Below are 18740 nucleotides of genomic sequence, written 5' to 3' on the forward strand. Positions count from 1 at the left end.
ATGAAAATTCTAGGTATTGGTGTTGATATAGTAGAAAATATTAGAATACATAAATCTTTAAAAAATGTTAATTTTATTAAAAGAGTTTTTTCTAACTCAGAAATATTGTTAGCCAAAAAAATAACTAATAAAAAATCTTTTTATTCTAAAAGATTTGCTGCTAAAGAAGCATTTTCTAAAGCAATTGGAACTGGTTTTAGAGAGAATTTGAATTTCAAGGATATAACTATAATTAACGATAAGTTAGGTAAACCCTCATTTGTCGTCACAGACAAAATAAAAAAAATTGTTAAAAAGCGATTTAAAATATCATCCTTTAATTTCTTTCTGTCAATTTCAGATGAAAAAAAATATTCTGTAGCCTACGTGATTTTACAAAAAAAATGATATCAAAAAAAATTATAATCGATAATATTAAAACAATTTTTTATGCTTTAGTTATAGCTATTATTATTAGATCTTTTTTTATTCAACCTTTTTATATTCCCTCATCATCAATGGAACCAACGTTATTAATTGGTGATAGATTGTTTGTTACGAAATATTCTTATGGTTATAGCAAGCATTCTTTTCCTTTTAGTCCACCAATAATAAATGGAAGACTATTTTATAATAAACCTAAGGTTGGAGACATTATTGTTTTTAAAACACCAGCTGATAACAGAACTGATTATATTAAAAGACTAATTGGTCTCCCAGGAGACAATATTCAATTTATTAACGGCGATTTATTCGTAAATAATAATCAAATATTAAAATCTAGAATTTCTCAAAATGATAAAATTTATTGTGGAGATCAAACAATAGATGTTAATACATTTGAGGAAAAGCTTCCAAATGGTAAAACACATAATAGTGTATATTTAAAAAGTTATAGTTTTCAAAGTTCAGATAATTTTATAGTTCCGCCTCAACACTACTTTTTTTTAGGAGATAATAGAGACTGCTCTAAAGATAGTAGATATTTGACTAGTGTTGGATATGTACATGAAGATAATTTAGTCGGTAAGGCTCAATTTATTTTTTTTTCATCTGATTTTAGAATTGGAAATATTTTTTCTTTTTGGAAATGGCATAAGACAATTAGATTCGACAGGTTTTTTAAGAAAATTATTTAATGAAAACTAACCCCATAAAATTAGAAAAGAAATTAAACATAAAGTTTTCTGATCAAGAAATTTTGATTAAGAGTTTAACGCATAAAAGTTTTGACTCAATAAACAACAATGAAAAGATTGAATTCTTAGGGGATAGAGTTTTAGGTCTTATTATTGCAAAAAAATTACTAGTACTTTATCCTGAAGAAAAGGAAGGGGTGTTAGATAAAAAATTTGCTTCATTGGTAAATAAAAAAAAATGTTTAGAAATTGCAAAAAAAATAGAACTAGAGAAATATATTTTAGTTTTAAACCCCAAGAATAAAAAAATTGAAATTGAAGATAAAATTGTAGCGGACTGTTTAGAGGCCTTAATCGGAGCGATCTATCTTGATAAAGGTTTAAATTTTACTGAAAAAATTATTCTTAATTTATGGAGCGAACATATTACAGCGAGTGTTATAACTCAAATTGATGCTAAGACAAAACTACAAGAATACTCACTTAAAATTTTCAAAGTTTTGCCTATTTATAAACTAATCTCAAATACAGGGCCCCGACATAAACCTCTTTTTAAAGTTGCCGTTAAATTAAAAAATACTAAATTTTTTACAGCAGAAGGAACTTCTAAAAAAGATGCAGAGCAGAATGCTGCTTCTTTATGTTTACAGGATATTTTTAAAAAATGAATTGGGACGATAGCGCTTATTTAGTTTCTAAAAATAGATATAGTGAAAATTCAATAATTGCTGAGGTCTTTACAGAAAACCATGGAAAAATCTCAGGGATAATTTTTGGTGGAACTTCAAAGAAAATCAAAAACTACTTGCAAATTGGTAATAAGATTTATGTAAACTATAATTCTAAAAGTGTTACTAGAATTGGTTATTTCAAAATAGAGATTTTAAAAGCTTTAACACCGCTCTATTTTGATGAAAATCAGAAACTATCATGCATTACATCGGCAATGCACCTTATAAAACTTCTTACTGCTGAAGCACAATCTAATATAGAAATTTTTAAATTAATTGATAAATTTTTTGAAATATTAAACTCTGAAAATTGGATTCAAAAATATATTTTCTGGGAGTTAGAACTTTTAAAATTATTGGGATATGATTTGGAATTAAAAACTATGGCTGAAAAAGAAATTGTTGATAATGAAGTTAATTATTACGTTAAATCCTCAACTGAAAAAAAAAGTATTCCAAATTTTTTAATAGATGAAAATAATATAGATGTTAATTTAAAAAATTTACTTAAAGGACTTAAGCTTGTTAGTGATTACCTTGAAAAAAGTATTCTAAAACCAAATAATTTAAATCTTCCTACTTCTAGAACTCATTTTATTAATCTTTTAAAATAGTTATTTAATTAAATCGTCAATTCTATCTGCGTAATAGCTTACTATAGCGTTTGCTCCAGCTCTTTTAAAAGCAATCAAGCTCTCTAACACTGAGTTTTTATCTATTAGACCTTTTTTGATACTATTACTTAATAATGAATATTCTCCTGATACTTGGTAAGCGAGAACAGGAATTTTAAAATTATCTTTAACTGTTTTAATTATATCAAGATAGGGCATACCGGGTTTAACCATAACCATATCAGCTCCTTCTTTAATATCTAGCGCCACCTCTCTTATTGCTTCATTGCTATTTCTAAAGTCCATTTGATAATTTTTCTTATCACTTTTTAACAAACCTTTAGAACCAACTGCATCTCTGAATGGACCATAAAAACTTGAAGCATATTTTACTGCATAAGAAAGTAGTTGAACCATTTCATGACCTTCCTTATCTAAAGCTTTTCTTATTTTACCTATTCTTCCATCCATCATGTCTGAGGGAGCCAGAACATCACAGCCAATTTCTGCTTGTAACATTGATTGATTTATTAATACTTCAATAGTTTCATCATTTAACACGTAGCCAGATTTTATTAAACCATCGTGACCATGTGAGGTATAAGGATCTAAAGCTACATCACACATAATACCAATTTCATTTTTATATCTTTTTTTAATATATCGAATGGCCTTACAAACAAGATTGTCTTCATTTAATGCTTCAGTTCCAATTTCATTTTTTTTTGTTTTATTTGTATAAGGGAACAATGCAACCATAGGTATTTTGCTTTTGATTGCTTTATCAACAATAATTCCAAGCTTATCTATTGTGTATCTATAAACATCAGGCATTGTTTTAATGGATTGTTTTGTATTTTTTCCATCAATCAAAAATATAGGTAATATAAAATCGCTAGATGACAGGCTATTTTCTTGAACTAATCTTCTAGACCAATCATTTTTACGACTACGTCTAAGTCTTAAATTTGGGTAATTTCCTGTAATCATGTTTAAATCTGCTTTTAAAATGCGACAAATGTATTATACAAATATATATTAAAAAAGGTAGAAAACAACTGCATGAGCTTAGACAACAATAACATAATTGACCTAGATCTTAAAAAAGATCAAAATGTTTTAGATTTTAGTGATTTTCAAAAACAAGATATTAAATTTGATATTAATAAACTCCAAGAAGCTTATAACCAAATTGTTCAAACAAGAAAATTTGATGATGGCGGTGGCATTGCTCACTTTGGTGCTATTTGTTTAACACAAATTCCTGGAGATCCAGATTCTATTAAAGGAAGTAAGGCTAGAGGCTCTTACTGGACAAAACCAGACAAATCAGGAAAAGAAGTTACTAGAGATGTTTCAATAGATGAGGCCGCATACTCTGAATTTGTACCAGACTATGAAAACACTTATTTCAAGGAAGTATTTGATGCACTTTCTTCAAAATACAAATTAGGTAGAGTTAGAATTTTACTTAAGGAGCCGAGATCAACATTGAGTTGGCACAGAGATCCAGAGCCAAGGTTACATATACCTATAATTACAAACCCTGGTTGCTTAATGGTTATTGATAATGTCGCAAAACATATGCCTGCTGATGGATCAGTGTGGGTAACTAATAATGTAAAATACCATAATGCCTTTAATGGTGGTGAAGAAAACAGAGTTCACTTGGTAGCCTGTGTTTTAGATTATAAGTTTAATTAAATTGAAAAAAATATTTTTATCTTCTGATCACGCTGGCTTTAAATTAAAAGAATTAATAAAACTTCATTTGGATAAAAAGAAAATTAACTATACAGACTTAGGTCCGTTCAATAGTGAAAGTGTTGACTATCCAGACTATGCTCATAAAGTTGCTAAAAAAGTTAAAACAAACAATAATCATGCCGGCATACTCGTATGTGGCTCTGGGATGGGAATGAATATTGTTGCAAATAGACATAAAAATATACGTGCTGCTCAGTGTTTTAATTTGAAATCGACTAAATTATCAAGATTGCATAACGATGCAAATATCATTACATTAGGATCAAGACTTCTTACTAAAAAAACTGCTTTAGATTGTGTTAGCGTTTTTTTAAATACAAAGTTTGAAGGTGGAAGACACGCAAAAAGAATTAAAAAGATTTAATTATGTCTAGTGAAAAAAACTATTTAAATGAAAATTATAAAAGCTTTTTTGAAGACAGCTTATCTGTAACTGATCCAGAATTACATAAAGCCATAAGTGATGAGCTAAAAAGACAACAACAACATATAGAATTAATTGCTTCTGAAAATATAGTTTCTCAAGCTGTTTTAGAGGCTCAAGGCTCTGTATTAACAAATAAATATGCAGAAGGATATCCTGGAAAAAGATACTATAATGGATGTGAGCATGTTGATATTGCTGAAAATTTAGCCATAGAGAGATTAAAGAAAATTTTTGATTGTAAATTTGCAAATGCCCAACCACATTCTGGGGCTCAAGCAAATGGTGCTGTATTTTTAGCGCTATTAAATCCTGGTGATACATTTATGGGAATGAGTTTAAATTCTGGTGGACATATTACTCATGGGTTAAAAATATCAATGTCAGGTAAATGGTTTAATCCTATAGGGTATGACGTTGATAAAGAGTCTGAACTTATTGATTATGATAATGTTGAAAAACTTGCATTAGAACATAAACCAAAACTCATAATTTGTGGTGGTAGTGCTTACTCTAGAGTAATTGACTTTAAAAAATTTAGAGAGATTGCTGATAAAGTAGGGGCATATTTGATGGTAGATATGGCTCATTTTTCAGGTTTAGTTGCTGGTAAAGGTTACCCTAACCCATGTGAATACGCACACGTAGTTACTTCAACAACTCATAAAGTTTTCAGAAGTGCTAGAGGTGGAATTATTTTAACTAATCATGAAGACCTAGCAAAAAAATTTAATACTGCAGTATTTCCTGGTTATCAAGGTGGACCGTTGATGCATGTCATCGCTGGAAAGGCTGCTGGGTTTTTGGAAGCTTTAAGACCAGATTTTAAAGATTATATCAAATCAGTTTTGGCAAATGCCAAAATTTTATCTGAGACACTTAAGAATAATGGTTTTAAAATTTATTCTGGTGGAACTGATACACACTTAATGTTAGTTGATCTAAGACCTTTCAATGTTAAGGGTAATGCCGCTGCTGAAAGCCTTTCAAATGCTAATATTACCTGTAACAAAAATGGAATACCTTTTGATTCTGAAAAGCCAATGATTACTTCTGGGATAAGACTTGGAACTCAAGCTGCAACAACTAGAGGCTTTGGATTGAAAGAGTTTGAGAAAGTAGGAGAATTAATTACCAAAGTTGTAAAAGGTTTGTCTCAAAACCCTAAGGATAACAGTAAAATTGAAGAAGAGGTTAGAAATGAAGTTATAGATCTTACATCTAACTTCCCAATCTATAAAAATTTAAAATAATGATTTGTTCAATTTGTAAAAAAGGTGAAACATCAGTAGTAGATTCTAGACCTACAGAAGATGGAACAGCCATAAGAAGAAGAAGACTTTGTGTGTGTGGAGCTAGATTCACAACTTTCGAAAGAGTACAATTTAGAGAAATAATGGTCGTCAAAAAGAATGGAAGAAAATCATCGTTTGATAGAGATAAACTTTCTAAATCAATTTATATAGCATTAAAGAAAAGACCTATTGATACCGAAACTGCAGAAAAATTTATTAGTCGGACTTCAAGAGCTTTAGAAGAACTTGGTCAAAGTGAAATTTCATCAAATACAATTGGCACAATGGTTATGGAGGGTTTGAAAGATCTTGATCCTGTTGCATACGTTAGATTTGCATCTGTTTATAGAAATTTTAGAGAAGAAAAAGACTTTGTGCAATTCGTGGACAAATTAGATGTCTACAAAAAAAGATAAATTTTCAATTAAAGATAAAATTTTTATGGAGCTTGCCTTGAATTTGGCAAAAGCTCGTCATGGACTAACTGGAATTAATCCTTCTGTAGGTTGTGTAATTGTTAAAAATAATAAAATACTTTCAATTGGTCAAACAGGTTTTAAAGGTACACCTCATGCGGAATTTAATGCCATTAAAAATTCACATGAAAATTTAGAAGGCTCAAAAATGTATGTGACCCTTGAACCATGTAGTCATTATGGAAAAACGCCTCCGTGCACAAATATTATAATTAAAAATAAAATTAAAGAAGTTGTCTATGGAGTTGAAGATATTGATAAAAAAGTTAAAGGTAAAACTTTAAAAACTCTTAAGTCAAAAAATATTTTAGTAAAAAAAGATTTACTCAAAAAACAAATTAATAAATTTTATATACCTTATTTTTTTAATAGAAAAAAAAACCTTCCTTATGTTACTGGTAAAATTGCAATTTCTAAAAATAATTTGATATATAGTAAAGATACAAAAAGAATTTCAGATATTCATACTGATAAATTTACACATTTTCTTAGATATAAAAATGACTCGTTAATGATTTCCTCCAAAACTTTAAATAAAGATGACCCAAAACTCAATTGCAGACTAGAAGGTTTGAGTAAATTTTCTCCTAAAAGAATAATTTTAGATAGAAACTTAGAAATTAAAAAGAATTCATATATTTTTAAAACAGCAAATAAAAACAATACTATAATTTTTTATCATAACACCAAAGCTGAAGTGAAATTAATGTTAAAAAAAAAAGGTATAACATTAATCAAAAGTAAATTAAATAAAAATAGCTTTGATATTAAATCAATTTTAATGAAACTCTATGTCCTTGGCTGTAGGAATTTATTAGTTGAAGGGGGGAATGATCTTTCTAAACACATTATTAAAAAAAAATTATTTAATGAATTTTATTTATACAAATGTACTAAAAGTTTATCAAAGTTAGTTAATCATAAAGAGTTTGATTTTCTTAAAGAATTAAAGAAAAATTATAAAAATAAATTGAAAATTAATAAAAAATTAGGCAAAGATGTAATTACACTTTACAAATAATATTATGTTTAATGGAATAATTTTTAACCAAGGTTTAATTACTAAATTTGAAAAAAGATCAAAAGGTATTAATATTTTTGTAAAAGCTAATTTAAAATTAACACGTAAAGATTTGGGCGTATCAATTGCTTGTGATGGTGTTTGCTTAACATTAATCGACATTAAAAATCAGATAATGGAATTTTATCTTTCTGATGAAACTATACAAAGATCAAAATTTAAATTCTTAAAAATAAATGATAAAATTAATCTTGAACTTCCTTTAAAATTTGGCCAAAAAATATCAGGACATATTTGTCAAGGCCACATCGATGCAGTAGGTAAAATACAAAGTATTAAAAAAATTGATAAATCATATTTATTTGATTTTGAAATTGTTAAAAAAGAACGAGCAAATTTAATTGATAAAGCCTCTATATGTATAAATGGAATTTCTTTAACAATTTCCAAAGTTACCAAAAAAGGTTTTCAAGTTTGGATTATTCCACACACTTTTAAGCTAACTAATTTATCTTCATTAAAAAAAAGCAGTCTAGTTAATATAGAGATAGATATCTTATCTAAATACGTTAGAAATTATTTTAATGAAAAAAAATAATTATGCACCCATTGAAAGTATAATAAATATCGCAAAGAAGGGCGGTATGTTCATCTTAGTTGATGATGAGAAAAGAGAAAACGAAGGAGACTTAATAATATCGACCACTGACTCAAGTGCTAAAAATATAAATTTTATGGCAAAATATGGTCGTGGATTAATTTGTCTGGCGCTAGATAGTGTACAAGCAAAGCGATTAAATTTATCTTTGATGTCACCAATAAATCAATCAAGGAATAAAACTGCATTTACAATTTCTATTGAAGCAAAAAAAGGAATAACAACAGGTATCTCAGCAAAAGATAGAGCAAAAACAATTAAAATTGCTTCAAAAAAAAATGCAAATAAGAAAGACATAGTTTCTCCTGGACATGTTTTCCCAATTATTGCGAAAGACGGCGGCGTTTTAGTAAGAGCTGGTCACACAGAAGCCTCTGTTGATATTTCAAAACTTGCTAAAAAAAATAACTCTGCAGTTATTTGTGAAATAATGAATGAAGATGGGACAATGGCCAAAGGCCAAGATTTATTTGATTTTGCAAACAAACATAATTTAAAGATAGGTAAAATCGAAGACCTTATTGCTTATCGTTTAAAAAAAGAAAAACTAATTAAACTTAAAAAACAATCAGATATTAAAGTAAAAAATCAAAAATATAAAATTCGAATTTATGAAAACCTTTTAGATGGATCTGAGCATTTTGCTTTGATTAAAGGAAATATTAAAAAAGGGATAATACCAAGAGTTAGAGTAATTTCTTCTAACGTAGTTCAAAATTATTTAATCAATCAACAATTACCAAATTCATTTGATAAAACTTTAAATTATTTTAAAAAATTTAATAACTGTGTTTTAGTTTTTATAAAAGATACAAATTTAAAATCTGTTACACAAACACTTAAGGATTATAAAAACAAAAATTTCTATAAAAAAGGAAATGATAAACTTATAAGAAATTATGGGATTGGTGCTCAAATAATTAAAGATTTAAAGATTAAAAATATGATATTAATTACTAAGTCTCTTAAAAAAGTTATTGGTTTGGAAGGTTATGATATAAAGATTACTAAACAGGAAATTATTTAATGAAAAGAAAATATTTAATAGTTATAGCTGATTATTATAAAGATATATCAAAGGGTTTACTAAGTAGCGCAAAGAGCATATTGCCCAAATCTAGTTTAATAAAAATTATTAATGTTCCTGGTGTTTTTGAAATACCAGTTACAATTTCAAAGAATATTAAAAAATATGATGCTTTTTTAGCACTTGGTTGTGTTATTAAAGGCCAAACACCTCATTTTGATTTTATTTCTCATTCTTCAACTGAGGCAATAATGAAACTTTCTGTAGATAGTAAAAAACCCATTGGTAATGGAATTATTACCTGTCTTAATATGCGTCAAGCTATAGCTAGAAGGAATAAGGGTAGAGAAGCAGCTCAAGCTGTAATATCTGTTCTTTCTCAATAACAATGAGAACTCCATATAATCCTAATCAAAGTCCGAGGGTAATCATTATCCAAAAATTATATGGAAATTTTTTTAATGATGACACAGACTTAACTTTTCCCAAACATAGATTTAAAAAATTCATTAAAGATGTTGTTTTAGGTACCATTGAAAGAGATGAAGTTATTAAAGAAGAAGTTAAAAAATATCTAAGCGAAGATTTGCAGTTAACTAATTTAGATCAGGTTTTTCAAGTGATAGTAAAATCTGCTATTTTTGAGTTTTTATACAAACCTAAAGTTTCTTCTAAAATAATTATTAAAGAATATCTTGATGCATCAAACTTTTTTTTAGAAGTTGGTCAAACTAAATATTTAAATGCAATATTAGATAAGATAGCTAAAAAAATAAGAACTACCAATGCATGAATTTGAATTAATAAAAAATTATTTTCAAAAACTTTCTAAAAAATCACCAAGTGCCTTAAATTTGAATGATGATGTTTTTTTTGATAAAAAAAATAAATTAGCAGTATCAGTTGATACATATGTAGAGGGCAATCATTTCATAGACTTTAAAAGACCTGAGCTTGTCATTAAAAAAATAATTAGATCATCAATTTCAGATTTAATATGCAAAGGTATTAAACCAAAATATTATTTTATTTCTGGTTCTGGTAATAAAAAAAGTTTTTCTAAATTAAATTTATCAAAAATCAGCAAGTCACTTAATCAAGAACAAAATAAATATAAAATATTTTTAAGCGGTGGAGATACAGTTTTTTCTAACAAGTTAAGTTTTACAATTACTTCATTAGGTTTTGCCGACAATATTATTCATAGAAACAAAGCTAAACTTTATGATGATGTATATGTCTCTGGAAATATAGGAGACAGCTATTTAGGGCTATTAGTTTTAAAAAATAAAATTAAGCTTAATTCAAGATTAAAAAAATATTTTACTAATCAATATTTTATGCCGAATATTCAATTAAAATTAATTGATCAAATTAAAAAGTTTGCAAATACCTCAATTGATATATCTGATGGACTTATAGCGGACCTTGATAAAATGATTAATAATCAGAAATTATCTTATAAAATTTTTTTAAAAGATATTCCAATTTCAAGTAACCTAAAGAAGATACTTGCTCTAAAAAAACTATCTAAGATTAATTACATTTCTAATGGTGATGATTATCAAGTCTTATTTACAGCTTCTAAAAATAAGATGAGAATCATAAGAAAAATTGCTACTAATTGTAGAGTTAAGCTAACTAAAATTGGCACAATTCAAAGCCATGTTAAAAAATCATCCATTGTAGATGATGAAAATCGGCAATTTACCCTTAAAAATAAAGGTTATTTTCATAAGTTTTAAAAAGTTAAATATTGCCTTTTATTGCTTTTTTTGTATTGTCCGGACTTTAATGAATAAAATTTAACAACCAAACAACCAAAGGCAAAATGAACTCACTAATTGAAACAATATTATTACTTACCATAGCAGCTGGATCTCTATCAATCGTTTATGGTTTTTTTACAGGAATGAATATCCTTAACTCAAGTGCTGGAAATGCCAAGATGCAAGAAATAGCATCAGCAATTCAAATTGGTGCTAAGGCTTATTTAGCAAGACAATACAAAACAATTGCCGTGGTTGGAGTTGTTGTTTTAGTTATTATTTGCTTTGTGTTCAGTCCATTAGTTGGTTTAGGTTATTTTATTGGTGCTACATTATCAGGTATAGCTGGTTATGTTGGAATGTTAGTTTCTGTTCAAGCTAACGTTAGAACTGCTGAAGCATCAAGAAAAGGTTTAGCAAACGGTCTTGCTGTTGCATTTAAATCAGGTGCTGTAACTGGAATGTTAGTTGCTGGATTAGCTTTGCTTGCAATCGCAGTTTATTACTATTTTTTATTAAAAGCAGGTATTAATGACAGAGAAGTTGTTAATGCATTAGTTGCATTAGGCTTTGGTGCTTCTTTAATATCAATTTTTGCAAGATTAGGTGGTGGAATTTTTACAAAAGGTGCTGATGTTGGTGCTGACTTAGTTGGTAAAGTTGAAGCGGGTATTCCAGAAGACGATCCTAGAAATCCAGCTGTAATTGCTGACAATGTTGGAGATAACGTTGGTGATTGTGCTGGTATGGCAGCAGATTTATTTGAAACTTATGCTGTAACAATTGTTGCAACAATGGTTCTTTCTTCGATATTTTTTTATGGTGATTTAAATATGATGATCTATCCTCTAACTATTGGTGGTGCTTGTATTTTAACATCAATCTTAGGAACTTTCTTTGTTAAACTTGGAAAAAGTAAAAATGTTATGAACGCTTTATATAAAGGGTTTGTAGTTTCTGCTGTTTCTTCATTAATAATTTTATACCCTGTTACTGATTATGTAATTGGATTTGCAAGCGAATATACTGTTAATGGTAAAAGCTTTACTGGTATGAGTTTGTATTATTGTGGAATAATTGGTTTAGTTATTACTGGACTATTAATTTGGATTACTGAATACTACACTGGTACTGAATACAGACCAGTAAGAAGTATTGCTAAATCTTCTACAACTGGTCATGGAACAAATGTTATTCAAGGCTTAGCTGTTTCTATGGAAGCTACTGCAGTACCAGCTTTAATTATTGTTGCGGGTATATTAGCAACAAATTCAATCGCTGGTCTTTATGGTATCGCTATTTCAGTAACTACAATGCTTGCATTAGCAGGTATGGTTGTTGCGCTTGATGCTTATGGTCCTGTAACAGATAATGCTGGTGGTATTGCTGAAATGGCTAAATTACCAAATAGTGTTAGAAAAACTACTGATGCATTAGATGCAGTAGGTAATACAACTAAAGCTGTTACTAAAGGTTATGCTATAGGTTCAGCAGGCTTAGGTGCTCTAGTATTATTTGCAGCTTATGTTGAAGACATCAAGCACTTTTCAGGTGTAGCAGGTTCAAAGCTTGAAGGAATTGTTGTAACTTTTGATTTATCAAATCCTTACGTTGTAGTTGGTTTATTAATTGGTGGAATGCTTCCATATTTATTTGGATCAATGGGTATGCAAGCTGTTGGTAGAGCAGGTGGTGCAGTAGTTGTTGAAGTAAGAAGACAATTTAAAAAATATCCAGGTATCATGAAAGGTAAACAAAAACCTGATTATGCTAAATTAGTAGATTTATTAACTTTAGCTGCAATTAGAGAAATGATTATACCTTCGTTATTGCCAGTTCTTTCTCCTATTGTTTTATACTTTGTAATACTAGCTATAGGTGGTCAAGTTGCTGCTCTAGCTGCAGTAGGTGCAATGTTGTTAGGTGTAATTATTACAGGTTTATTTGTAGCTGTTTCAATGACTGCGGGTGGTGGTGCTTGGGATAATGCAAAAAAGTATATTGAGGACGGAAATCACGGTGGAAAAGGTTCTGAAGCACACAAAGCTGCTGTTACTGGTGATACTGTTGGAGATCCTTACAAAGATACTGCTGGTCCTGCTGTTAATCCAATGATTAAAATTACAAATATTGTGGCTTTACTATTGTTGGCGGTGATTGCTGGTTAAATTAATTTATTTTTTTTTTACCAAGAGGGTCGTTTATTTTTTGTCTTACTGAGTACAAAAACTCATATATAAAATTATTTTTAGAATAACTCATTTGAGTTGTGTCTTCAGAAAATTTTATATTGTTCATATCTTCCTTAGTTAAAAAAACATTTTTTGATAAAAGACCTCTATTATCAATATCCAATAGTAAGATGTTATTTTTTAACAATTCTTTTTTCCCTAAATTTGATAGTTTTGAGGAGCTAGTTTGTATTTCCATATAAATCCATAATTCCTGATTAAAAGCCCCTTTTGTTGAAGGAGGTCCTAAAAGTTCAATTATATCGTTTTTATTTGTTTTACCAATTATAAGTTTTTCATTCTTCTTTTCTAAAAAATGTACTCCATGATGTTTTATAACTTTATTTAATGTACAATTTGAAATAAATAAAAAAATAATAATTAGATAAAAATAATTTTTCATGAGCAAAGAATATTTAAATATTTACAACAATTTAGTTAAATTAACTAGAAATAAAGATTTGTATAAGAATTTTAAAAATCAGGATACTTTTTCTGATAGATTGATATTTTTTTTACTGCATTTTGCTTTTTTTTTGAAAGTTTATAAGGAAAATAATGATAAAAAAATACTACAAGAGATTTATGATTTTACCTTCAGACAAATTGAATTAAGCATCAGGGAAATTGGTTACGGTGACCAATCAATTAATAAAAAAATGAAAGATTACTTAAACTTATTCTATGGAATGATCGACAAAATTCACAGTTGGGATGAATTAGATATAGAATCTAGAAACTCTATTTTGGTAAATTTTTTAGATAATTCATCTAATATTGAGTATTTGGTTAAATATTTTGAAAATTATAGGTTAAATTTAAAAAATAATACTTTAAATTCTTATATAAAAGGTGTAGTTAAACACTAAATTTTATTATGGCTGTACCTAAACGAAAACAATCACCGTCAAGAACTGGAATGAGAAGAGCTCAGAATATGAAGTTCAAATCTACAAATATTGTTGAGGACAAGAAATCTGGAGAATACAGATTACCTCATCACTTAGATCTAAAAACAGGTATGTATAGAGGTAGACAAGTTTTAGATCCTAAGGAATAAAATTCCAAATTTAAATGAGCAAAATAATAAAAATTGCAGTCGATGCAATGGGTGGTGATAATTCACCAAAAAAAATTATTGATGGAATTAATCATCATTATAAAAGTAACTCTAATACTTTTTATCAAATTTTTGGTGATAAGGAAAAAATACAAAATTATATAAATGATCAATTACCCACATCTTCATTTGAAATAAATCACACTAAAGATTTTGTTAAAGGAACTGATAGTCCTTTAGAAGGTGCTAAAAGAGGAAAAAACACCAGTATGTGGTTAGCCATACAAAGTGTTAAAGAAAAAAAATCAGACATAGTTATTTCTGCCGGTAACACTGGAGCATTACTGGTTATTTCAAAACTTAATCTAAAGATGATTGAAAATATTGATAAACCAGCTCTTTCTGCTTTATGGCCAAATAAAAAGAATATGAGTGTTGTGCTAGATTTGGGAGCTAATATCGAATGTAGTCCAAAAAATTTAATTGATTTTTCTATAATGGGATCTTCCTTATTTAAATCTTTATATCCTGATGATACAGCTAAAGTTGCTTTATTAAATATAGGTTCTGAAGAAATTAAAGGTAATGAGACTATCAAAGAAACTTACCAACAATTAAATCAAAGAAATAACACTGACTTTGAGTTTAAGGGTTATATAGAAGGTAATCAGTTAATGAATGGCGATGTAAATGTTATCGTTGCAGATGGATTTACTGGAAATATTGCCTTGAAGACAGCTGAGGGTACTGCAAATTTTATTACAAGTGAATTAAAGAAAGCCATGACAGGTAATATTATTGGTAAAATTTCATCTTTACTAAATATTTCAAATTTAAAAAAATTTAAAGAAAGATTAGATCCAAGACTTTATAATGGTGCAATTTTCATAGGTTTAGATTCTCCTGTTATTAAAAGCCATGGTGGAACAGATTATATAGGCTTTTCAAACTCATTAAGTGTTTGCACTAGAATTGTCACTGGTAATTTAATAGAAAAGATAAGAAACAACATAAGTTAATGCAAAGAACTAACTTAACAAAAAAAGATCTTATAAATTCAATTTATATGCAAATTGGTTTTTCAAAAAATATATCTGAAAATTTGATTGATGATTTTCTAATCACAATAGTAGACAATTTAAAAATAGAAAAGAAATTAAAGCTCTCTAAATTTGGTACTTTTTCTATAAGAGTAAAGAAAAGTAGAATTGGACGAAACCCCAAAACAAAAGAACAAACAACTATATCTAATAGAGATGTCGTTTTATTTAAAGCTTCTAAGGAATTTAAAGATTTGGTAAATTCTAAGAATGATTCATAAAAATAATGATGCTTATAAGTCAATAGGTGAGGTTGCTAAAATTCTTGGTCTTGTAAACAAAAAAAAAGGAACCTTGAATACACATACTATTCGATTTTGGGAGAAGGAATTTAAGCAAATTAAGCCAAAAATTTTAAATGGTAATAGAAGATATTATAATAATGATACTATTGAGGTTTTAAAAAAAGTTAAATATCTGCTCAAAGATCAAGGAATGACTATTATTGGTGTTAAAAAAGTTCTTAATTCTGATAAATCATTAAAACTTGACGAATTACCAAATAATTCTATAAATGCTGATTATAATTTAAAAAATAAACTTAAGAAGATTTCCGATTTAATAAAAAAGATAAAAAGTTTAAAATAAAATGGCAAAAAAAACACACGTTAAAGTTAGATTAGTACCAGAGGCTAAACCTGATAGTCCTTTTTTTTATTATGTTAAAAAACCTGCAGGTGGTGAAAAAGCTAAAGTTAAATTGTCTGCAAAGAAATACAATCCTTCTACAAGAAAACATGAAATGTTTGTGGAAAAAAAATTACCTCCACACAGTAAATAGTATTATTTTTTTCTAAAATTTCTTTTTTCGTAATCAATAAAAGACCAAATCATATTTTTCCAAATTCTATTAGTGATTTTTGGGTCTATATTAGTCTGTATTGATTTTTTTTTAATCTTTTTAAGTATAAAATTGATCCTTTTTTGATCAATTATTTCTTTTTTATGTATTTTTACTTTTAGCACTTCATTGACTAGTGAGGATCTTTTTTTGATTAATTTAAGTAAATCATTATCAAGTTTATCAAGCTTAATTCTAATGAGATTTAGTTTTTTTTTATTAGTAGGCGACATTTATTCAATTGGTTATTAAGATAATTATTATAAGTATAATTTATGTTTGTAAATAGCGACAACTATATAAAATATTTAAAATTGTGGTTAATAACTTTATTTTCATTAATTGTTCTTATGGTAGCTGTCGGTGGTCTTACTAGACTAACAGACTCTGGTTTATCAATCACAGCTTGGGAGCTCTTTACTGGAATACTCCCACCTATGAATATTAATGAGTGGAATTTTTATTTCACAGAGTACAAAAAAATACCTGAATATAAAAATATTAACTCCGGCATGTCCTTAGATGAATTTAAAGTGATTTTTTATTGGGAGTATGCTCATAGATTGTTAGCAAGATTTGTAGGTTTGTTTACTTTAGTGCCTTTGCTTTTCTTTACTCTCTACTTTAAAAAAACCCTGTATTATTCAAATAAATATTATTGGATTTTTTTTCTTGTGTGTCTTCAAGGGGTCATTGGTTGGTATATGGTATCTAGTGGATTAATTGAAAATAATGACGTTAGTCACTTTAGACTCAGCATTCATTTATCTTTAGCTTTATTTATCTTATGTTTAATTTTCTGGTATATTTTAGATATTCATAAAATTAAGAAATTTGAAAATAAAATTCCAAATTTTCTTTTATTATTCATACTTAAATTGATAGTTTTACAGATTGTATTGGGTGCTTTTTTATCTGGTTTAGATGGTGGTCTCATCTATAACTCATGGCCTGATATGAATGGTAGTTTTTTTCCAAATGATGTAAGTTATGGTGATTTAATTACCACTCAATTATTTAATAACCCATCAATTATTCAATTTTTTCATAGATCAACTGCATATTTGCTTTTATTTTTTATAATCATTTTAAATTTTATCTATTTTAAAAAACAATATGATTTTAAATATGTATTATTTTTTGATGTTGCTTTCTTGTTTCAAATTTTTTTAGGAATTATAACTTTGATTTCTGGTGTAGAGATTACATACGCTTCACTACACCAGCTAGGTTCAATATTAGTTTTGAGTTCTTATTTTTTGATATTATATAAAAACTCTAACTAACTGCTTTCAAATTTCCTTTAGAAGATTTATTTAAAGCTTGGTCTAAATCCTCAATAATGTCATCTATATGCTCAATACCAATACATAATCTTACGTATCCAGGAGTTACACCTGAGGCTAACAATTCTTTTTCTGTTAACTGACTATGAGTTGTTGTTGCAGGATGAATTGCTAAACTTCTTGCATCTCCAATATTTGCAACATGATAAAACATTTTTAAAGACTCAATAAATCTCTTACCTGCTTCAATACCACCTTTGAGCTCAATACCAACTAAACCACCATTTCCTTTATTAAGGTATTTTTTAGCACGATCAGCAATTTTACCCTCATGTTCTGTTGGATAGATTACTCTTGTTACTTCTTTATTTTTCTTTAAATAGTCAACAACTTTTGATGCATTTGAGCAGTGTTGTTTCATTCTAAGAGCAACTGTTTCAAGCCCTTGAATAATTCCAAATGCGTTGTCAGGTGATAGGGCAGAACCAAGATCTCTTAGTAATGTAACCCGAGCTCTTACTGCAAAAGAAACATTAGCCCCAGTTAATTCTGGAACCACTTTTCCCCATATAGCTCCACCGTAACTTGCGTCAGGTTCGTTAAATAAAGGTTGTCTTTTGGGATCAGCTGTCCAATCAAAATTACCTCCATCAACTAAAGCTCCACCTACAACTGTACCGTGACCACCTATATATTTTGTTAATGAATAAACTACTACAGCAGCACCATGTTCTAAAGGTTTGCAAATTACAGGGGCAGCTGTGTTGTCCATTATTAATGGTATATTGTATTTTTTACCAATATCAGAAACTTCTTTAATCGGAAAAACTCTCAAATAAGGATTTGGTAAAGTTTCACCATAAAAAGCTCTAGTTTTATCATCAACAGCTTTTTCAAAGTTTTTTGGGTCAGAAGGGTCCGCATATCTAACTTCAATACCAAGTTTACTTAATGTATGCGTGAATAACGAAATAGTACCTCCGTATAAATCCGTAGAGCTCACTATATTATCCCCAGCTTGTGCAACGTTTAAAATTGCAAAAGTTGATGCGGTTTGTCCAGATGCTACTGTTAAACAGGCTAATCCTCCCTCTAATGAAGCAACCCTTTTTTCAAGAGCATCATTTGTTGGATTCATTATTCTTGTATAAATATTTCCAAATTCCTTAAGAGCAAACAAATTCGCAGCATGTTCAGTACTATCAAATTGATACGATGTTGTTCTATAAATTGGAACTGCTACTGCTTTGGTTGTTGGATCGCTTCTATAATCACCACCATGTATAGCTATAGTCTCAGGGTTTTGTCTTTTTGTACTCATC

Annotated in this window: 26 protein-coding genes; 22 read left to right on the plus strand and 4 right to left on the minus strand. The window is 28.3% G+C overall.

The window, feature by feature from the left end:
- The 4 genes from acpS to recO are packed head-to-tail and all read left to right on the plus strand — an operon-like array spanning position 1 to position 2463.
- A complete protein-coding gene (gene acpS, locus AC5SMR_RS03065; protein ID WP_494577315.1) occupies positions 1 to 387 on the plus strand; it encodes a holo-ACP synthase in 387 nt (128 codons plus the stop codon).
- On the plus strand, positions 384 to 1118 hold the full coding sequence (gene lepB / locus AC5SMR_RS03070) for a signal peptidase I (RefSeq protein ID WP_494577316.1): 735 nt from the start codon (positions 384 to 386) through the stop codon (positions 1116 to 1118). Before acpS ends, lepB begins: the two co-directional genes overlap by 4 nt.
- The gene (gene rnc / locus AC5SMR_RS03075; protein ID WP_494577317.1) at positions 1118 to 1786 is read left to right on the plus strand and encodes a ribonuclease III; all 669 of its coding nucleotides are present in this window, start codon (positions 1118 to 1120) and stop codon (positions 1784 to 1786) included. Before lepB ends, rnc begins: the two co-directional genes overlap by 1 nt.
- The gene (gene recO, locus AC5SMR_RS03080; protein ID WP_494577318.1) at positions 1783 to 2463 is read left to right on the plus strand and encodes a DNA repair protein RecO; all 681 of its coding nucleotides are present in this window, start codon (positions 1783 to 1785) and stop codon (positions 2461 to 2463) included. Before rnc ends, recO begins: the two co-directional genes overlap by 4 nt.
- Here the strand turns inward: recO and hemB are convergent, their stop codons facing one another.
- Positions 2464 to 3453, minus strand: a complete 990-nt coding sequence (gene hemB, locus AC5SMR_RS03085; protein WP_494577319.1) for a porphobilinogen synthase — start codon at positions 3451 to 3453, stop codon at positions 2464 to 2466.
- A 72-nt stretch (positions 3454 to 3525) separates the two neighbouring features.
- On the opposite strand from hemB, the gene AC5SMR_RS03090 reads away from it, so the two are divergent.
- From AC5SMR_RS03090 to AC5SMR_RS03140, 11 genes are all read left to right on the plus strand, one after another.
- The gene (locus AC5SMR_RS03090; RefSeq protein ID WP_494577320.1) at positions 3526 to 4167 is read left to right on the plus strand and encodes an aspartyl/asparaginyl beta-hydroxylase domain-containing protein; all 642 of its coding nucleotides are present in this window, start codon (positions 3526 to 3528) and stop codon (positions 4165 to 4167) included.
- Between the two features lies 1 nt (position 4168).
- Positions 4169 to 4594 carry a ribose 5-phosphate isomerase B gene (gene rpiB / locus AC5SMR_RS03095; RefSeq protein WP_494577321.1) on the plus strand — a complete coding sequence of 142 codons (426 nt, stop codon included), beginning with the start codon at positions 4169 to 4171 and terminating at the stop codon, positions 4592 to 4594.
- A 2-nt stretch (positions 4595 to 4596) separates the two neighbouring features.
- Positions 4597 to 5907, plus strand: a complete 1311-nt coding sequence (gene glyA / locus AC5SMR_RS03100; protein WP_494577322.1) for a serine hydroxymethyltransferase — start codon at positions 4597 to 4599, stop codon at positions 5905 to 5907.
- Positions 5907 to 6365 carry a transcriptional regulator NrdR gene (nrdR, locus tag AC5SMR_RS03105; protein ID WP_006996878.1) on the plus strand — a complete coding sequence of 153 codons (459 nt, stop codon included), beginning with the start codon at positions 5907 to 5909 and terminating at the stop codon, positions 6363 to 6365. Before glyA ends, nrdR begins: the two co-directional genes overlap by 1 nt.
- On the plus strand, positions 6346 to 7446 hold the full coding sequence (ribD, locus tag AC5SMR_RS03110) for a bifunctional diaminohydroxyphosphoribosylaminopyrimidine deaminase/5-amino-6-(5-phosphoribosylamino)uracil reductase RibD (protein WP_494577323.1): 1101 nt from the start codon (positions 6346 to 6348) through the stop codon (positions 7444 to 7446). The genes nrdR and ribD overlap by 20 nt, the downstream gene beginning before the upstream one ends.
- 4 nt (positions 7447 to 7450) lie before the next feature.
- Positions 7451 to 8044, plus strand: coding sequence for a riboflavin synthase (locus AC5SMR_RS03115; RefSeq protein WP_494577324.1), 594 nt, complete (start codon positions 7451 to 7453; stop codon positions 8042 to 8044).
- Entirely contained in the window at positions 8031 to 9131 is a 1101-nt protein-coding gene (gene ribB, locus AC5SMR_RS03120) for a 3,4-dihydroxy-2-butanone-4-phosphate synthase (RefSeq protein WP_494577325.1), read from the plus strand. The genes AC5SMR_RS03115 and ribB overlap by 14 nt, the downstream gene beginning before the upstream one ends.
- Positions 9131 to 9517 carry a 6,7-dimethyl-8-ribityllumazine synthase gene (gene ribH / locus AC5SMR_RS03125; RefSeq protein WP_494577326.1) on the plus strand — a complete coding sequence of 129 codons (387 nt, stop codon included), beginning with the start codon at positions 9131 to 9133 and terminating at the stop codon, positions 9515 to 9517. The genes ribB and ribH overlap by 1 nt, the downstream gene beginning before the upstream one ends.
- Before the next feature lie 2 nt (positions 9518 to 9519).
- Positions 9520 to 9924, plus strand: a complete 405-nt coding sequence (locus tag AC5SMR_RS03130) for a transcription antitermination factor NusB (protein ID WP_494577327.1) — start codon at positions 9520 to 9522, stop codon at positions 9922 to 9924.
- A complete protein-coding gene (gene thiL, locus AC5SMR_RS03135; protein ID WP_494577328.1) occupies positions 9917 to 10876 on the plus strand; it encodes a thiamine-phosphate kinase in 960 nt (319 codons plus the stop codon). Before AC5SMR_RS03130 ends, thiL begins: the two co-directional genes overlap by 8 nt.
- Positions 10877 to 10962: 86 nt before the next feature.
- Positions 10963 to 13068 carry a sodium-translocating pyrophosphatase gene (locus AC5SMR_RS03140; protein WP_494577329.1) on the plus strand — a complete coding sequence of 702 codons (2106 nt, stop codon included), beginning with the start codon at positions 10963 to 10965 and terminating at the stop codon, positions 13066 to 13068.
- A 1-nt stretch (position 13069) separates the two neighbouring features.
- On the opposite strand, the gene AC5SMR_RS03145 is transcribed toward AC5SMR_RS03140, so the two are convergent.
- Positions 13070 to 13534 (minus strand): hypothetical protein, encoded by a 465-nt coding sequence (locus AC5SMR_RS03145; RefSeq protein ID WP_494577330.1) that lies wholly within the window; start codon positions 13532 to 13534, stop codon positions 13070 to 13072.
- On the opposite strand from AC5SMR_RS03145, the gene AC5SMR_RS03150 reads away from it, so the two are divergent.
- Genes AC5SMR_RS03150 through AC5SMR_RS03175 form a run of 6 tightly spaced genes read left to right on the plus strand, consistent with a single transcriptional unit; the run spans position 13533 to position 16072 of the window.
- On the plus strand, positions 13533 to 14000 hold the full coding sequence (locus AC5SMR_RS03150; protein WP_494577331.1) for a ubiquinol-cytochrome C chaperone family protein: 468 nt from the start codon (positions 13533 to 13535) through the stop codon (positions 13998 to 14000). The genes AC5SMR_RS03145 and AC5SMR_RS03150 overlap by 2 nt on opposite strands.
- 8 nt (positions 14001 to 14008) lie before the next feature.
- A complete protein-coding gene (gene rpmF, locus AC5SMR_RS03155) occupies positions 14009 to 14191 on the plus strand; it encodes a 50S ribosomal protein L32 (protein ID WP_011282128.1) in 183 nt (60 codons plus the stop codon).
- A 14-nt stretch (positions 14192 to 14205) separates the two neighbouring features.
- Entirely contained in the window at positions 14206 to 15210 is a 1005-nt protein-coding gene (gene plsX / locus AC5SMR_RS03160) for a phosphate acyltransferase PlsX (protein ID WP_494577332.1), read from the plus strand.
- A complete protein-coding gene (locus AC5SMR_RS03165; RefSeq protein ID WP_494577333.1) occupies positions 15210 to 15512 on the plus strand; it encodes an HU family DNA-binding protein in 303 nt (100 codons plus the stop codon). The genes plsX and AC5SMR_RS03165 overlap by 1 nt, the downstream gene beginning before the upstream one ends.
- The gene (locus tag AC5SMR_RS03170; protein ID WP_494577334.1) at positions 15502 to 15879 is read left to right on the plus strand and encodes a MerR family transcriptional regulator; all 378 of its coding nucleotides are present in this window, start codon (positions 15502 to 15504) and stop codon (positions 15877 to 15879) included. The genes AC5SMR_RS03165 and AC5SMR_RS03170 overlap by 11 nt, the downstream gene beginning before the upstream one ends.
- A 1-nt stretch (position 15880) precedes the next feature.
- Positions 15881 to 16072 carry a 50S ribosomal protein L33 gene (locus AC5SMR_RS03175; RefSeq protein WP_006996892.1) on the plus strand — a complete coding sequence of 64 codons (192 nt, stop codon included), beginning with the start codon at positions 15881 to 15883 and terminating at the stop codon, positions 16070 to 16072.
- A gap of 2 nt (positions 16073 to 16074) precedes the next feature.
- Here the strand turns inward: AC5SMR_RS03175 and AC5SMR_RS03180 are convergent, their stop codons facing one another.
- On the minus strand, positions 16075 to 16365 hold the full coding sequence (locus AC5SMR_RS03180; RefSeq protein ID WP_494577335.1) for a chorismate mutase: 291 nt from the start codon (positions 16363 to 16365) through the stop codon (positions 16075 to 16077).
- Between the two features lie 42 nt (positions 16366 to 16407).
- Here AC5SMR_RS03180 and AC5SMR_RS03185 point away from each other — a divergent pair, with 42 nt between their 5' ends.
- A complete protein-coding gene (locus tag AC5SMR_RS03185) occupies positions 16408 to 17418 on the plus strand; it encodes a COX15/CtaA family protein (protein ID WP_494577336.1) in 1011 nt (336 codons plus the stop codon).
- Here AC5SMR_RS03185 and AC5SMR_RS03190 read toward each other — a convergent pair.
- The gene (locus tag AC5SMR_RS03190; RefSeq protein ID WP_494577337.1) at positions 17411 to 18739 is read right to left on the minus strand and encodes an O-acetylhomoserine aminocarboxypropyltransferase/cysteine synthase family protein; all 1329 of its coding nucleotides are present in this window, start codon (positions 18737 to 18739) and stop codon (positions 17411 to 17413) included. The two genes, AC5SMR_RS03185 and AC5SMR_RS03190, sit on opposite strands and share 8 nt — an antisense overlap.
- Between the last annotated feature and the right edge of the window lies 1 nt (position 18740).

It is taken from the genome of Candidatus Pelagibacter sp. PS_28 (genome assembly GCF_059417885.1).

Excerpts from the sequence above, each read along its gene's own strand:
- acpS (WP_494577315.1), top strand. The coding sequence starts at position 1 with ATGAAAATTCTAGGTATTGGTGTTGATATAGTAGAAAATATTAGAATA.
- lepB (WP_494577316.1), top strand. The coding sequence starts at position 384 with ATGATATCAAAAAAAATTATAATCGATAATATTAAAACAATTTTTTAT.
- rnc (WP_494577317.1), top strand. The coding sequence starts at position 1,118 with ATGAAAACTAACCCCATAAAATTAGAAAAGAAATTAAACATAAAGTTT.
- recO (WP_494577318.1), top strand. The coding sequence starts at position 1,783 with ATGAATTGGGACGATAGCGCTTATTTAGTTTCTAAAAATAGATATAGT.
- hemB (WP_494577319.1), bottom strand. The coding sequence starts at position 3,453 with ATGATTACAGGAAATTACCCAAATTTAAGACTTAGACGTAGTCGTAAA.
- AC5SMR_RS03090 (WP_494577320.1), top strand. The coding sequence starts at position 3,526 with ATGAGCTTAGACAACAATAACATAATTGACCTAGATCTTAAAAAAGAT.
- glyA (WP_494577322.1), top strand. The coding sequence starts at position 4,597 with ATGTCTAGTGAAAAAAACTATTTAAATGAAAATTATAAAAGCTTTTTT.
- nrdR (WP_006996878.1), top strand. The coding sequence starts at position 5,907 with ATGATTTGTTCAATTTGTAAAAAAGGTGAAACATCAGTAGTAGATTCT.
- ribD (WP_494577323.1), top strand. The coding sequence starts at position 6,346 with ATGTCTACAAAAAAAGATAAATTTTCAATTAAAGATAAAATTTTTATG.
- AC5SMR_RS03115 (WP_494577324.1), top strand. The coding sequence starts at position 7,451 with ATGTTTAATGGAATAATTTTTAACCAAGGTTTAATTACTAAATTTGAA.
- ribB (WP_494577325.1), top strand. The coding sequence starts at position 8,031 with ATGAAAAAAAATAATTATGCACCCATTGAAAGTATAATAAATATCGCA.
- ribH (WP_494577326.1), top strand. The coding sequence starts at position 9,131 with ATGAAAAGAAAATATTTAATAGTTATAGCTGATTATTATAAAGATATA.
- AC5SMR_RS03130 (WP_494577327.1), top strand. The coding sequence starts at position 9,520 with ATGAGAACTCCATATAATCCTAATCAAAGTCCGAGGGTAATCATTATC.
- thiL (WP_494577328.1), top strand. The coding sequence starts at position 9,917 with ATGCATGAATTTGAATTAATAAAAAATTATTTTCAAAAACTTTCTAAA.
- AC5SMR_RS03140 (WP_494577329.1), top strand. The coding sequence starts at position 10,963 with ATGAACTCACTAATTGAAACAATATTATTACTTACCATAGCAGCTGGA.
- AC5SMR_RS03150 (WP_494577331.1), top strand. The coding sequence starts at position 13,533 with ATGAGCAAAGAATATTTAAATATTTACAACAATTTAGTTAAATTAACT.
- AC5SMR_RS03145 (WP_494577330.1), bottom strand. The coding sequence starts at position 13,534 with ATGAAAAATTATTTTTATCTAATTATTATTTTTTTATTTATTTCAAAT.
- rpmF (WP_011282128.1), top strand. The coding sequence starts at position 14,009 with ATGGCTGTACCTAAACGAAAACAATCACCGTCAAGAACTGGAATGAGA.
- plsX (WP_494577332.1), top strand. The coding sequence starts at position 14,206 with ATGAGCAAAATAATAAAAATTGCAGTCGATGCAATGGGTGGTGATAAT.
- AC5SMR_RS03165 (WP_494577333.1), top strand. The coding sequence starts at position 15,210 with ATGCAAAGAACTAACTTAACAAAAAAAGATCTTATAAATTCAATTTAT.
- AC5SMR_RS03170 (WP_494577334.1), top strand. The coding sequence starts at position 15,502 with ATGATTCATAAAAATAATGATGCTTATAAGTCAATAGGTGAGGTTGCT.
- AC5SMR_RS03175 (WP_006996892.1), top strand. The coding sequence starts at position 15,881 with ATGGCAAAAAAAACACACGTTAAAGTTAGATTAGTACCAGAGGCTAAA.
- AC5SMR_RS03180 (WP_494577335.1), bottom strand. The coding sequence starts at position 16,365 with ATGTCGCCTACTAATAAAAAAAAACTAAATCTCATTAGAATTAAGCTT.
- AC5SMR_RS03185 (WP_494577336.1), top strand. The coding sequence starts at position 16,408 with ATGTTTGTAAATAGCGACAACTATATAAAATATTTAAAATTGTGGTTA.
- AC5SMR_RS03190 (WP_494577337.1), bottom strand. The coding sequence starts at position 18,739 with ATGAGTACAAAAAGACAAAACCCTGAGACTATAGCTATACATGGTGGT.